The sequence below is a fragment of the Knoellia sp. S7-12 genome, assembly GCF_040518285.1.
Classification (GTDB): domain Bacteria; phylum Actinomycetota; class Actinomycetes; order Actinomycetales; family Dermatophilaceae; genus Knoellia.
In genome coordinates this window covers 1,954,345-1,967,515 of the sequence record NZ_CP155449.1, presented here as the reverse complement: position 1 = coordinate 1,967,515, position 13,171 = coordinate 1,954,345, and the positions used below count along the sequence as shown (strand labels likewise).

At 69.9% G+C, this 13,171-nt stretch carries 12 protein-coding genes and 1 pseudogene; 3 read left to right on the top strand and 10 right to left on the bottom strand.

The genetic code is table 11. From position 1 onward, the window contains the following. Positions 1–32 precede the first annotated feature (32 nt). Entirely contained in the window at positions 33–935 is a 903-nt protein-coding gene (locus V6K52_RS09460) for an alpha/beta hydrolase (protein ID WP_353953606.1), read from the bottom strand. Between the two features lie 54 nt (positions 936–989). Here V6K52_RS09460 and V6K52_RS09455 point away from each other — a divergent pair, with 54 nt between their 5' ends. Further along, a complete protein-coding gene (locus V6K52_RS09455; RefSeq protein ID WP_353953605.1) occupies positions 990–1,529 on the top strand; it encodes a TetR family transcriptional regulator in 540 nt (179 codons plus the stop codon). Here the strand turns inward: V6K52_RS09455 and V6K52_RS09450 are convergent. The 4 genes and pseudogenes from V6K52_RS09450 to metK form a co-directional block, all read right to left on the bottom strand. Next, positions 1,510–2,571: pseudogene (locus tag V6K52_RS09450) on the bottom strand (alpha/beta hydrolase). The gene V6K52_RS09455 and the pseudogene V6K52_RS09450 sit on opposite strands and share 20 nt — an antisense overlap. An 84-nt stretch (positions 2,572–2,655) precedes the next feature. Further along, entirely contained in the window at positions 2,656–4,707 is a 2,052-nt protein-coding gene (locus V6K52_RS09445; protein WP_353953604.1) for a primosome assembly protein PriA, read from the bottom strand. A gap of 9 nt (positions 4,708–4,716) precedes the next feature. Then, positions 4,717–5,448 carry an alpha/beta hydrolase gene (locus V6K52_RS09440; protein WP_353953756.1) on the bottom strand — a complete coding sequence of 244 codons (732 nt, stop codon included), beginning with the start codon at positions 5,446–5,448 and terminating at the stop codon, positions 4,717–4,719. A gap of 74 nt (positions 5,449–5,522) precedes the next feature. Next, a complete protein-coding gene (metK, locus tag V6K52_RS09435) occupies positions 5,523–6,746 on the bottom strand; it encodes a methionine adenosyltransferase (RefSeq protein WP_353953603.1) in 1,224 nt (407 codons plus the stop codon). A 173-nt stretch (positions 6,747–6,919) separates the two neighbouring features. On the opposite strand from metK, the gene V6K52_RS09430 reads away from it, so the two are divergent. After that, on the top strand, positions 6,920–8,410 hold the full coding sequence (locus V6K52_RS09430; protein WP_353953602.1) for a hypothetical protein: 1,491 nt from the start codon (positions 6,920–6,922) through the stop codon (positions 8,408–8,410). After that, positions 8,410–9,534, top strand: coding sequence for a hypothetical protein (locus V6K52_RS09425; RefSeq protein WP_353953601.1), 1,125 nt, complete (start codon positions 8,410–8,412; stop codon positions 9,532–9,534). Before V6K52_RS09430 ends, V6K52_RS09425 begins: the two co-directional genes overlap by 1 nt. Positions 9,535–9,558: 24 nt before the next feature. On the opposite strand, the gene V6K52_RS09420 is transcribed toward V6K52_RS09425, so the two are convergent. From V6K52_RS09420 to pyrF, 5 genes are all read right to left on the bottom strand, one after another. Continuing rightward, entirely contained in the window at positions 9,559–10,866 is a 1,308-nt protein-coding gene (locus tag V6K52_RS09420; RefSeq protein ID WP_353953600.1) for a bifunctional phosphopantothenoylcysteine decarboxylase/phosphopantothenate synthase, read from the bottom strand. A gap of 7 nt (positions 10,867–10,873) precedes the next feature. Beyond that, entirely contained in the window at positions 10,874–11,137 is a 264-nt protein-coding gene (rpoZ, locus tag V6K52_RS09415) for a DNA-directed RNA polymerase subunit omega (RefSeq protein WP_353953599.1), read from the bottom strand. 4 nt (positions 11,138–11,141) lie between these two features. Next, on the bottom strand, positions 11,142–11,720 hold the full coding sequence (gene gmk, locus V6K52_RS09410) for a guanylate kinase (protein WP_353953598.1): 579 nt from the start codon (positions 11,718–11,720) through the stop codon (positions 11,142–11,144). Beyond that, positions 11,717–12,034 (bottom strand): integration host factor, actinobacterial type, encoded by a 318-nt coding sequence (mihF, locus tag V6K52_RS09405; protein WP_353953597.1) that lies wholly within the window; start codon positions 12,032–12,034, stop codon positions 11,717–11,719. The genes gmk and mihF overlap by 4 nt, the downstream gene beginning before the upstream one ends. A 266-nt stretch (positions 12,035–12,300) precedes the next feature. After that, positions 12,301–13,152, bottom strand: coding sequence for an orotidine-5'-phosphate decarboxylase (gene pyrF / locus V6K52_RS09400; protein ID WP_353953755.1), 852 nt, complete (start codon positions 13,150–13,152; stop codon positions 12,301–12,303). Between the last annotated feature and the right edge of the window lie 19 nt (positions 13,153–13,171).

The window sequence follows — 13,171 nt, the reverse complement described above, 5'->3', positions numbered from 1 at the left end:
TGTTGCAGTTCTGGCTCGTCACGCGGGCCAGTCTACGAATCGTGGGCCCTCTCCCCTGCACCGAGGGCGAGCGCCCGAGCGATGACCACGTCGGGACGCTCCTCGACCATCCAGTGCCCGGCCCCGGTGACCTCCTCGACCTGCACCCCAGCTGCCTGCGCCGCGTCCCCTGCGACGAACTCCGCCCGGACCACCGGGTCGTGGACGCCGGTGAGCAGCAGGGTCGGACACGGCATGGCGTAGCCCTCTCGGCGCCCACGCGTCAGCTCCATCCCCGCAGGCAGGATGTAGTCGCGATAGAGCAGGTGCCCGGCTCGCGCCCGAGCCGGCTCACGCATCGCCGCGAGATACGGCTCGATGACTTCGTCGGTCCACGCGTTCGGGTCCGCGGTGAAGGTCCGGAAGAGGTGCTTCTGGAAGCGCTGCTTGCCCGCCCTGAGCAGCCACGGCCCGAGTCCGGGCGTGAGGACCAACGGGAGGTACCACGAGTGCCGGAAGGCCCACAGCATCGACGCACTCATCCGGGTCCACGGGTGCGGCACCGACATCGCCAACAGCCATTCGACCCGCGTCGGGTGGTCCAGCGCGAGACCGAAGGACAGGACCGCGCCCCAGTCGTGGGCGACGAACCCCGCCCGCTCGACGCCGAAGTGGTCGAGGATGTCGAGCAGGTCGGCGGTCAGCGTAGGCCCGTCATAGCCGGAAGGTGGGGCGTCGCTGTCTCCCGAGCCGCGCATGTCCGGGCAGATGACGCGGTGGTGCTGGGCGAGGGACCCGATGACGTCGCGGTACTCCCACCAAGACTCCGGGAATCCGTGGAGCAGCACGAGGTTCGGACCTGCCCCAGCGGTGACGACGTGGAGTCGCACACCGGACCGGTCGAGCCAGTGGTGTTCGACGCCATCGAGGTCGACGCGCCGCGCGTTCGTCTCCATACGGGTATTTTACTATGTTCATAGTGTGATGTCACTACGTTTATCGTGAGGCTCATGTCCACCAGAGAACGCGCCCTCACAGCCGCCGTCTCCCTCCTCGCCGAGGGCGGGCTGCGGTCGCTCACCCACGGCCGCATCGACGAGCGCGCGGGCCTGCCCAAGGGGTCGACCTCCAACTTCTTCCGCACCCGAGCGGCCCTCGTCAGCGGAGTGATGGACTGGATCATCGCGATCGAAGCGCCTCGCGTCGCTGGCGCCGCCCTCCCCCGCTCCGCCGACGGGTTGGTCGACGCGCTGAACGCCCTCTTCGAGCTGACGACGGGTCCCTCTCGCGAGCTCACCACGGCGCGCGTCGTCCTCTTCACCGAAGCGGTCCACAACAGGGAGATTCGCGACGCGGCCAATGAGGGCCGCTCCGCCCTCGAGGCCCTCGTCGTGCCAGTGTTCGCCGACCTCGGTGCGTCTGACCCCCAGGTGTCTGCCACCACAGTCATGGCCTGCCTCGAAGGGCTGATCTTCCACCGCATCACCCGTGGTGACGCGAGCGACCAGCGGGCCGTCATCGAGCTCGCCGTCAGGGCCGCTCTGCAGTGAGCCGTTCCAGCGCCTCACGCACGGCGTCCGGCCGCTCGAGGTGCGCCGAGTGCCCACACCCCTCCAGCGTCGTCTCCGTGAAGGTGCCACCGGCCGCGGCGTAGCGCTCGAGGACCGCCCGCGTCTGCCCCACCATCGGCTGCGGCGGACAGGCATCTGCACCGGGCCATCCGGGCACGACCCCGAGTTGGCCGAGGTGGGCCAGGTCGAACAGGGAAGTGTCACTGACGATGACGTCGGCAGTGCCGCGCACCCACTCCACCGGCGGCTTGGGGTCCAGGGCCAACAGATCCTCGGCCACCGAGAACCAGCGCGGTGACATCGCGTTGGCCACGCCGCGCGTCCCCGGACCGACCATCGGCCAGTGTGCGCTCGGCACCGAGTCGCCCGGGTAGTTGTGGTCGCCGGTCGCCGTCGAGAGGACCGTGTCGAGCATCGCGTCCTCGTCGGCTCCGAGGACGTCGGGATCTGCGATGTATGCCGTCCGCATGACGTTGCGTGGACTGGTCGGCTCGTCACTGCTCCTGTCGCCCGCCGCGACCCGCGCGACGAAGTCGGGGTTGACCGTGCCACCGCCCGTGCCGGCGAAGTCGTCCGTGGTCGCGGTGCCGTTCACGTCTCGCGTTCCGCCGAAACCGTAGGGCGACAGCGGAGCCGTGAGCAACAGCCCGGCACAGCGCTCGGGGTGATCGACGGTCCACTGCATCGCAACGCCGCATCCCATGGAGTGGCCCACCACCACGATGGGCGCGTCGGATCCGAACACTCACTCGGCACCCAGCAGCGCCTCGAGGTCGTCGGCAAAGTCCCGCAGCCCGCGCGTCGCGTCGACCGGTGCTGTCTCGGTCTCGCCGAACCCGCGAAGGTCCGGGGCGACGATCCGCCACGATCCCGAGCCACCGTCGAGCGCGTTCCGGACGAACGGCTCAAAGAAACCGCCGCTCGAGCAGTTGCCGTGGATCAACAGGACCGGTGTGCCGTCCTCTGGCCCCCACACGCGAAGGTGCTGTCGAATCCCACCGGCGTCGATGAATTCACCCATGGGCCCGACAGTAGGCCCGGCCAGCACGGTCGACCATGTGTTCCGCCACCACGCCCGCCGGTGCTGGCCGTGCCACGGCGCCGCTCAGCTCGTCGGGTCGCGTGGGTCCAGTCGAGCCGTGATCGGAGCCGGATCCTTGCGCGCGGAGCGGCGCGCTCTCATCGCCGCGACCTCGGCTGCGAGCGCGGGTCCGTCGGGCAGGGGTGCACTCAGGACCAGTCGCTCGTTCTCGGCGTCCACGGGCAGCGGGCCAAGGACGCGCACCGACTCCCCCAACCTCATCTCGGACACCGCCGCCTGCAGTGCCGACCGGGCACCGGTCAACGTCGCGACTCGTGCGGTCGGAGGCAGCGACAGCTCGAGCCGCTCGGCCAATTCGCGTTCGGCGAACCACGCGGGGTCCCAGCGCACCAGCGCCTCGATGGCCGGCACCGTCGTGTGGGTCGGCACCCCGGCGAGCACGGCGACCCCCCCGTCGGCGGCACCGCGGGTCAGCGCGACGGCGTTCATCCACCGCCGCAGGGATTCCTCGGCCGCGTCGAGTGAGGGTCGGTCGAGCAGTGCCCAGGCGTCGAGGAGCAAGCAGGCGGCGTAGCCACCCTCGGCGACCGGCTCGGCGCCCGGCGTCGAGATGACGAGGCGCGGTTTGGCGTTCACGTGGTCGACCACCGCTCCGGCTCCCGAAGTGGTCACGGGCACACCGGGGAAGGCACGCCCCAGCTCTTCGGCAGTCCGACGCGCACCGACGACCGACGAGCGCAGCCGCGGAGATCCGCAGTGCGAGCACTCGAAGCGGGTCTCGACCGCGCCGCACCACCGACACGTCGGCGGCTGACCCGGACCGACAAGGCCGAGTGGCCCCGAACACACGCCACATCGCGCCGGGCGCCGGCAGTCCTGGCACGAGAGCGAGGGCAGATAGCCGCGCCGAGGCACCTGGACGAGCACCGGTCCACGAGACAGTGCCTCCTTGGCGACCTGCCACGCCGCCGACGGCAGATGGGCCCGCGCGGCTGCCGGATCCCGGGCGAGGTCCGCCCCTTCACCGGCCACCCGCACCCGGGCAACCACCCTGCGCAACACGGACCGCTCGACCTCGAGGGCCACGACGACACCCTTGGCACACCACTGCGCCAGCGCCGCGCTCCGCGTGAAACCGGCGCTGAGCAGGGCCGCTCCCTCGAGCTCGGCACGGAGGCGGGCGACCTCACGTACCTGCGGATAGGGGGCGCGCTGCTCGTCATGGAGGTCGTCGCCGTCGTCCCACCACGCGACGAGGCCCAGGTCTCGCACCGGCGCGAACGCCGCTGCACGTGTCCCCACCACGACGCGCACGTGACCGCGCAGAACTTTGAGGTATGCCGTGTAGCGGGCCTGCGGCCCTTGGTCTGCGGTCAGGCGCACGTGGTGCCCCTTGCCGAGGCGATCCGTGAGTGCAGCCTCCACTCGAGCCACATCACGGGCGTCGGGAACGACGATAACGCTGCCTCTGTCTCCGGCCAGTGCGGCAGCGGCGGCGTCGGCGAGCAACCGCGGCCAGTCCTCGGCGGGGTCGGACGACGGAGCGGCGAGCACGGACGCGGTCGGGGCTTCGCCGGCGGTGACCCGGGACAGGAAGGCCGGCCCCACGGCATACCGGCTCCAGGCGGACGAGACGGAATCTGGCACGGCGTCGACTTCAGGTGCGTCGCGCGCAAGGGCCTTCTCGGCCGCCGCGTGGCGTGGCGGCACGGCCTGCCGCAGCACGTCCCCCACGACACCCCCATAGCGACGCGCAACGGCCTTTGCCGTCTCGAGCACCGGCGCGGTGAGGACTCCCTCTGGCGAGACGACCCGCCGGATCAGGGCGAGCCGACCTTCGTGCTCGGGATCCGCTGTGCGCAAGATGACGAACCCGTCAAGGTCCTGGCCCGCAAAGCGCACCTTGACGCGCACCCCCGGCACGACGTCGTCGGCCATGGATGCCGGCACGAGGTACTCGAACGGGCGGTCGAGGTGAGCCAGTCCGGTGTCGACGAGGACGGAGGCGACCGGATCGACCTCGGCCACCGGCTCTCCGCCGGACTTGGGCCTGGGTCGCGCCCGAGCAGACGGCTGGATGAGCTCCAGCTGCGTCCCCTCACCCGGCTCGGTCATGCCCCGAAACTAGACGACCGGGGCGACAGGCCCACTCCCGAGGTGTGCGAGCAAGAGCTCAGCGACCTCGTCGGGTCGCTCGACGGACGGCAGGTGCCCGGCCCAGCTCAGCTCGACCAGCTCGGCGGCGCCGACCTCACGAGCGAGCACTGTCGCGATGTCCCGGTGGTGAGCGACGTCGAGGTCGCCGGAGACAACGAGCGTCGAGGTGGTGATGGCGGACGGGTCGACCTCGACCCGCTCCGGCTGCGGCGGTGGGTCGAGCGCGTCCGCGGCGAGCTGGACCTCGAACGCGCGACGCTGCATCCGGGCCACGTCGGCGCGGGCGGACGAGGTGGCCTCGGGCCCGACCCACATGTCGATGTTGAGAGCAACCGCACCGTCGAGGTCACCGACCTCGAGCAGCTCGTCCTCACGCTCGCCGAAGGCCAGGACCACGGGGTCGGTCACCTCGAGTCCGCGGTAGGCCGGGCAGAGCAGGACGAGCGAACGCACTCGTTGCGCGTGCCGTGTCGCCAGCTCCAGCGCGACGCGGCCGCCGAACGACGCGCCGACGACCACAGCCCGGTCGACACCGAGAACCTCGAGCAGGTGCGCGACATCATCGGCATCCGCATAGACCTCGCCAGGGATTGGCGTCTCGCCGAAACCACGAAGGTCAGGCGCGATGACTCGGTGGGCAGCGCTCAGCGCAGGGACGATCGGCGCCCACATGCCCCGATCGGTGACCCCGGAGTGCAGGAGAACGACAGCGGACCCGCTGCCCTCGTCATCATGCGCGAGGAGCAGCGGGCCCGAGGTGCTGTTCAGCGTCGTCAGCCCTTGACCGCGCGCTGGAGGTCCTCGACGCGGTCCGTGCGCTCCCACGTGAACGGGTTGTGGACACCGTCGGCCGTCGTGCGGCCGAAGTGACCATAGGCCGCCGTGGGCTTGTAGATCGGGCGGAGCAGGTCGAGCGCGTCGAGGATCGCGGCGGGCCGCAGGTCGAAGACCGAGAGGATCGCGTCCTGGATCTTGTCCGCCGGGGCGGTCTCGGTGCCGAAGGTCTCGACATAGATGCCGACGGGCTGCGCCTTGCCGATGGCGTAGGCGACCTGGACCTCACAACGACGGGCCAGGCCAGCGGCAACGACGTTCTTGGCGACCCAGCGCGTGGCGTAGGCAGCCGAACGGTCGACCTTGCTCGGGTCCTTGCCCGAGAAGGCGCCACCTCCGTGGCGGGCCATGCCGCCGTAGGTGTCGACGATGATCTTGCGGCCGGTGAGGCCGGCGTCGCCCATCGGACCACCGATGACGAAGGTGCCCGTGGGGTTGATGAGCGAGCGATAGTCAGAGGTGTCAAGGTCGGCCGTGCCGGACTCGGCGAGCTCGGCGAGCACCGGCGCGATGACGTGCTTCTCGATGTCGGGGCTCAGCAGACCGTCGAGCGAGATGCCGTCGGCGTGCTGAGTCGAAAGGACGACGGTGTCGAGCTTGACTGCCTTGTCCCCTTCGTAGCTGATCGTCACCTGCGTCTTGCCGTCCGGTCGCAGGTAGGCCAGCTCCTCGGACTTGCGGACCGCGCTGAGGCGCTCGGCCAGCCGGTGGGCCAGATAGATCGGGAGTGGCATGAACTCAGCCGTGTCGTCGCACGCGTAGCCGAACATGAGGCCCTGGTCGCCAGCGCCCTGCTTGTCGAGCGGGTCGACGGCCCCGGTGCGGCTCTCGTATGCAGTGTCAACACCCTGGGCAATGTCGGGGCTCTGCTGACCGATCGAGACCTCGACACCACAGGAGGCGCCGTCAAAGCCCTTGGTCGAAGAGTCATAGCCAATCCCGAGCACGGTGTCGCGCACGATCTTGGGGATCTCGACGTAGGCCTCGGTCGTCACCTCTCCGGCGACATGGACGAGCCCGGTCGTGACCATGGTCTCGACGGCGACGCGCGCCCGCGGATCCTGCGCGAGCATCGCGTCGAGGATCGAGTCGGAGATCTGGTCGCAGATCTTGTCGGGGTGCCCCTCGGTGACGGACTCGGACGTGAACAGGCGTGCAGCCACCCGGGGTACTCCTTCGTGCGGGAATGGTTGATCGCGCCAACACGGCACGAGACGACAAACCTAACGGGTCCCACGTGCTCATGGGTGCGGGGCCCACCACGTGGCACGGTGGCGTGCGCCACGATGGACGATCCTGGGGCGCGCCGACGGCCACGAGGTGCCAGAATGTCCGCGTGAATGACCGGCCGGAGCCCGAGGCCCCCGTGAGTTCGCCAGAACCCACGGACACGGTGGCGGCGACCTCGATCTCCGGCAACCCTCTCGACCTCCTGGTCCGGGCCCAGATGCTCGCCGATCAGGTGCGTGGCGAGTCGGTCCGTGAGGTGGCCGAGGCCAGGCGGGATGCCGCGCAGGTGCGCGCCCGAACTGCCGACGCACTCTCTGAGCTGGAGACCATCACGGCATCGCTCAACAGCGCTCGCGCCGAGGCGGATGCCGTCATCGAAGCGGCCCGTCAGGAGGCCCACTCACTCCTCGTCGATGCCTCTGATCAGGCGGCCCTCGTGCGCTCCCGCTCATCGAAGGCCGCCGACGAGGCCCTCTCGATCGCCGAGGACGACGCGGCAACGAGCATGGCCACGGCCGCACGGCGCGCGAGCGAGATCGTCGAGGCGGCTGAGCGCTCCAGCCGTCAGACCCTCGAGCGGGCTGCCGCTGATGTCGCTGCCGCTCAGTGGGCGTGGGACACCGACCGTGCGAGCGCCGAGAGTGCGATCTCGCGGATGCGCGAACTCGCCGAGGGTGAGGCCGCTCGCCTCCGCGCGGAAGCAGAGGCGTATGCCGTGGCGCACCGTGACGAGGCCGAGCGCGAAGTGAGTGCCCGGTTGGCCGAGATCGACCGCCTCACGAGTGACTCGTCGAGTGAGCGCGAGGCGGTTGTCCGTCAGGCCCGCGAGGAAGCTTCCGCCCACCTCGAGCAGACCCGCGCCGAGGCCGACGAAGTCATGGAGTCGGCCCAGACCCACCTGGCGTGGGCGCAGACGACGGTCCGGGAGATCCTCGACAAGACCGAGCGGGAGACGTCGACCCACAAGCGTGCGCACCACCAGTCCCTGGCAGAACGCTCCCAGCAACATCGTGCGCGAGCGACAAACCTGCTGGCCGCTGCCACCGCCCGCGCCACCGATCTCAGCGCCGAGACCGAGGCCGAGTCGGACCGGATCCGCGCCCAGGCCACATCGGTCCTCGAAGTGGCCAGGGCCGATGCTGCCCGCACGCTCGACGACGCCCGCCGCGAGGCCGAACGCATCACGCGATCTGCGCGCGAACGGCTCCAGGAGGCGGAGGCCCGGGCCGACCGCCGGCTGAGCGAAGCCGAGAAGGGTGCTCAGCTCGTCCGCCAGAGCGCCGCCGACGACATCGAAGAGTTCCAGCGCCAGGCCCACGAACAGCACCGTGCCGCGCGCGCCGAGATCCTCCGGATCACCGAAGAGGCGCAGCGTCGCTCCGACGAGATCCGGGCCGAAGCACAGGAGAGCCTCACCCGGACCCGGGCCGAGGTGGCCGTGCTCACTGCCCGACGCAATGCCATCACCACTCAGCTGGGCGATCTCAGCGGGGTCATCGATGCTCTCGCCATGAACGACAGCCCCTCCCCGGCCCCCCTCGACGACGACCCACTGCCACTGTCCGCCCCGCACCGCATCCAGCCCCAGGAGCACTGATGAGCACGCCCCAGTTCCCGACCATCTTTCGTGGATACGACCCGGTCCAGGTCGACCGACACCTCGCCTCCATTGGCGGCACCGTCGACTCGGCCCGACAGGAAGTCTCGGAGATCACCGTCGAACTGACCAAGGCCAAGCAGCACAACGCCGACCTCGAGCAGAGCCTGAAGCAGCAGAAAGCCCTCGTCGCCTCCCTCGAGGCCAAGCAGGCGCAGGTCTCCTCACCGACCTTCGCCCACCTGGGTGAGCGCATCGGCAGCATGCTCGGTCTCGCCGACGAGGAAGCGGCCTCGATCCGTGAGTCGGCGACGACCGATGCCAACGAGCACCGCCGCCTCGCTGACGAGTCAGCTGCGGCAGTGCGCGCCGGGGCGGACCGCTACGCAGAGGAGCTCCGTTCCCGTGCCGAGGTCGACGTCTCTGAGCTCGTCGCCAAGGCGAAGCGGGATGCGAGCGCACTGATCGATGACGCGGGACGCGAAGCCTCGGCCCGTCGCGAGGAGGCAGAGGCCTACTTCGAGAACCAGCGCGCTCGTGCTGCTGCGGCCGCCGCCGATTTCGAGGGCACCCTTCAGGGGCGCCGCGACAAGGCAGCGAGCGAGTTCACCCTCGCGCAGAGCAGCCTCGAGGACCGCCTCCGGGAGCTTCAGGAACGTACGGACCAGCTCGCCAAGGAATCCGAGGCGGAGCACACGGCCCGCTCGGCCGAGTCCGCGTCGATCCTCGACCAGGCCAAGGCGGAGGCCTCCGCGATCGTCACAGCGGCCAAGGAACAGGCCGAGCGGATCAAGCGGGACTCCGAGCGCGAGCTCGCTGCTGCCACGGCCCGCCGCGACAGCATCACCGCCCAGTTGAGCAACGTCCGCAACATGCTGGGCACCCTCGGCGGCGCTTCGGCCCTCGGCCAGGTGGATGTGCCCGTCGACGACACCCCGACCGCGGCGCCCACCGAGGCCGGGGCCGAGGACAAGCCCGAGGTCGAGGTCGAGGTCAAGTCCGAGCGCGTAGCAGTGGACAAGGTCGAGGCACCCGCTGCCACGTCAGAAGCCGACACTCGGACTGGGACGGAAACCCAGACGAAGGCCGAGTCCACGCCGAAGGCGAACGCCAAGACGCGCTGACCCAATCGAGACTGGATCGCCAGGTCAGAGGAGGGTGGCGACGACGTCCCAGACCGCGTCGGACACTGCTGCCTTGGTGGCCGGACCGACCTCGACGGACTCGTCACTGCCGCGGCGCAGGACGGTGACGGTGTTGTCGTCGGCGCCGAACGTCTTGCCTTCGCCCACCTCGTTGACGACGAGGACGTCGCAGCCCTTGCGCTCGAGCTTGGCGCGGCCGTGCTCGAGGACCGTGCCGTCGTCGTCGCCGGTCTCGGCGGCGAACCCCACGATGACAGGACTCCCCGAGCCGCCGCGGGCCCGGACGAGCTCGGCGAGGATGTCGGGGTTGCGCACGAGCGTGATCGTCGGAGCGGAGTCGTCCTCGCTGCCGTCGACGTGGGCTGAGTGGGACTTCTTGATCTTGGACGGCGCATAGGCGGCCGGGCGGAAGTCCGCGACGGCTGCAGCCATGACGACGACATCGCTGTCGGCGAACGCCGCGAGGACGGCTTCACGCATCTGCAGGGCTGTCTCGACCGCGACGACGTCGATGCCCGGGAGATCGGCTGCCGCAGACGTCACGAGGGTCACTCGAGCGCCTCGCTCGGCTGCCGAGACTGCGAGGGCATGCCCCTGCTTGCCCGAGCTCCGATTGCCGAGATAACGCACCGGATCCAAGGGTTCGCGGGTGCCTCCGGCGCTCACGACAACCCGTCGACCAGTGAGGTCGCCACGACCGCGACCGGGACCCCTCGCAACGTCTGCGGAAGTGGTCGCTCTGGCCGCCGCATCCGCGGACGCAACGGTGTGGGCTGCGGTGGCTGAGCGGGCCATCTCACGCTCGCACACGGCATACAGGACCTCGGGTTCCGGAAGACGACCGGGACCGGTGTCCTTGCCGGTGAGGCGACCGCTCGCGGGAGGCACGATGTGCACTCCCCGCTCGGTCAGGGTCGAGACGTTGGCCTGCGTCGCGGGGTGGTCCCACATCTCGGTGTGCATGGCGGGGGCCATGACGACGGGACAACGCGCGGTGAGCAGGACGTTGGTGAGCAGGTCGTCAGCCTGACCGGTTGCGGCCTTCGCCAACAGGTCGGCGGTGGCAGGCGCGACGATGACGAGGTCGGCCTCCTGCCCCAGGCGCACGTGCGGCACTTCATGGACGCTGGACCACACGTCGGGGCTCACCGGCTTGCCGGAGAGCGCCGCCCACGTGGGGGCGCCGACGAACTTCAGCGCAGCAGCCGTCGGCACGACCGTGACGTCGTGTCCGGCCTCGGCGAGGAGGCGAAGGAGCGAGCAGGCCTTGTAGGCCGCGATGCCGCCCGCCACACCGAGGACGACGCGCACTGGTTGCTCAGTCCTCGATCTTCTCTGAGGTCAGCAGGTTGCCATTGATCTCGCGCAGGGCGATGGAGAGGGGCTTCTCGTGGACCTCGGCGTCAACCAGCGGGCCGACGTACTCGAGCAGACCGTCCTGGAGCTGCGCGTAGTAGGCGTTGATCTGGCGCGCGCGCTTGGCCGAGTAGAGGACCAAGGAGTACTTGGAGTCGACGTGCGTGAGGAGATCGTCGATCGGCGGGTTGGTGATGCCGATGGGGTTGGCCTTGGTGCCTGACACGGAATCAGTCTCGTTTCGTCTGGTGGGGGGTGCGCATCAATGATACGAGTTCGTCGGCCACACGCCGAACGTCGTCGTTCACGAGGGTCACGTCGAACTCCTCGGCGGCGGCCAGCTCGGCCTTGGCGGTGGTCAGCCGGACCTCTCGCTCCTCCTGGGATTCGGTGCCACGCCCGACCAACCGGCGGACCAACTCGTCCCAGCTGGGCGGTGCGAGGAACACGAAGAGCGCGTCTGGCATGGTTTCGCGGACCTGACGGGCCCCCTGGAGATCGATCTCGAGGAGGGCCGGACGGCCTTCTGCCAGAGCGGCCTCGACCGGCCCGCGCGGCGTGCCGTACTGCGCGCGGCCGTGGACGGTGGCGAACTCGAGGAACTCGCCATGATCGACCATGCGGCCGAACTGCTCGTTGGACACGAAATGATAGTGACGACCATCGACCTCAGTAGGCCGCGGGCTCCGGGTCGTGGCGGAGACCGACAGCCACACGTCCGGGTGGTGCTCACGAACAAAGGCTGCGACGGTGCCCTTGCCGACTGCGGTGGGGCCGGCGAGCACGGTGAGCCGGGAGGCGCCGCTCACGCCTTGGCGAACCGGGCCAGCAGGGCAGAGATCTGGTTCTGACCCAGTCCCCGGACACGACGGCTCTCGCTGATGCCGATCTCCTGCATGAGGGCCTTGGCCTTGACCCGACCGACCCCGGGCATGGACTCGAGCAACGCGGAGACCCGCATCTTGCCGATCACGTCGTTCGACTTCCCTTCGGTGATGACCTCACCGAGGTCACCCTGGGCGTACTTGAGGCGGTTCTTGACGGTGGCCCGCTCGCGCCGTGCCTCCGCCGCTTTCTGCAGCGCGGCGGCGCGTTGCTCCGGTGTCAGCGGCGGGAGTGCCATGGGGGATGTCCTCCGTATGAATCTTGGGCGGCGCTGCTTCTCAACGCCTCCCGCGATTTAATCACGTCAGGGTGAGTGGGCCGCCCCCCAGAAGTGAGGGGTGAAGTCCGCGCATCTCGGGGTTGTCCCGGGCTGCACGCCCAGCGCGTTCTCGACATCATAAGTGCGTGCGCGCGTGTTGCGGCCGCGCGCACCCTCCCTGATCCGCAACTCGACGCCTTTGATGGATGTGTCGGTCGCGCCAGCAGGAATCCCGACCCCACGTCTCAGCGCAGCAGCGCGGCCAGGGCCTCGTTGGTCCGAGCGGCCTGGGCGCGCAGCGTGGGCACATCGGGGCCAGCGGAGAGGACCTCACGACTGCTCGCCGGGAGGACGTTGCGCAGAGCGTCACCGAAGACGCGCTTGAGGTCCTCGGACGTGCCACCCTGTGCGCCGACGCCCGGTGCCAGGATCGGGCCGCCCATGGCCGCCAGATCGAGGTCGAGGTCTTGGACGGCGCTGCCGACGGTGGCGCCCACGACGAGACCGACATGGCCGAGCTCGCCTCGAGCCAGTGCGTCCGCGTTGTCCGCCCGGGCCCCGTCGACGATCGAGCCAGCGACCGAGCGGCCCTCGCGCACCGCGTGCTGGACCTGCGCACCCTCGGGATTGGAGGTCAGCGCAAGGACGAAGACACCGCGACCGGTCTGGTCGGCGAGGTCAATCGCGGGGCGGAGCGAGCCGTAGCCGAGATAGGGGCTCACAGTGAGCGCGTCAGCGGGGTCAACCGCGTCCTTGCCGAGGAACGCCTCGGCGTAGGCATCCATCGTCGTGCCGATGTCGCCCCGCTTCGCGTCAAGGATGACCACCGTCCCCCGCTCGCGCAGTGCCGTGATCGCGCCCTCGAGAACAGCCACACCTGCGGAACCGAACACCTCGAAGAACGCCGACTGTGGTTTGACCACTCCGACGTGGCCGCCGAAGGCATCGACACACGCCCCGGTGAAGGCGCGCAGTCCGTCGAGGTCATGGGCGAGTCCCCACGACTCGAGCAGGGCCCGGTGCGGGTCGATGCCGGCGCACAGGGGGCCGTGCTGTTCCATCACGGCGCGCAGCCGCTGCCCGAAGGTCGCTGTCATGGCGTCGGCGCTGGTCTCG

Bases quoted from the DNA above. Each gene is read 5' to 3' on its own strand.
- pyrF (WP_353953755.1), bottom strand. From the start codon at position 13,152: ATGACAGCGACCTTCGGGCAGCGGCTGCGCGCCGTGATGGAACAGCAC.
- V6K52_RS09460 (WP_353953606.1), bottom strand. From the start codon at position 935: ATGGAGACGAACGCGCGGCGCGTCGACCTCGATGGCGTCGAACACCAC.
- V6K52_RS09445 (WP_353953604.1), bottom strand. From the start codon at position 4,707: ATGACCGAGCCGGGTGAGGGGACGCAGCTGGAGCTCATCCAGCCGTCT.
- V6K52_RS09425 (WP_353953601.1), top strand. From the start codon at position 8,410: ATGAGCACGCCCCAGTTCCCGACCATCTTTCGTGGATACGACCCGGTC.
- V6K52_RS09455 (WP_353953605.1), top strand. From the start codon at position 990: ATGTCCACCAGAGAACGCGCCCTCACAGCCGCCGTCTCCCTCCTCGCC.
- mihF (WP_353953597.1), bottom strand. From the start codon at position 12,034: ATGGCACTCCCGCCGCTGACACCGGAGCAACGCGCCGCCGCGCTGCAG.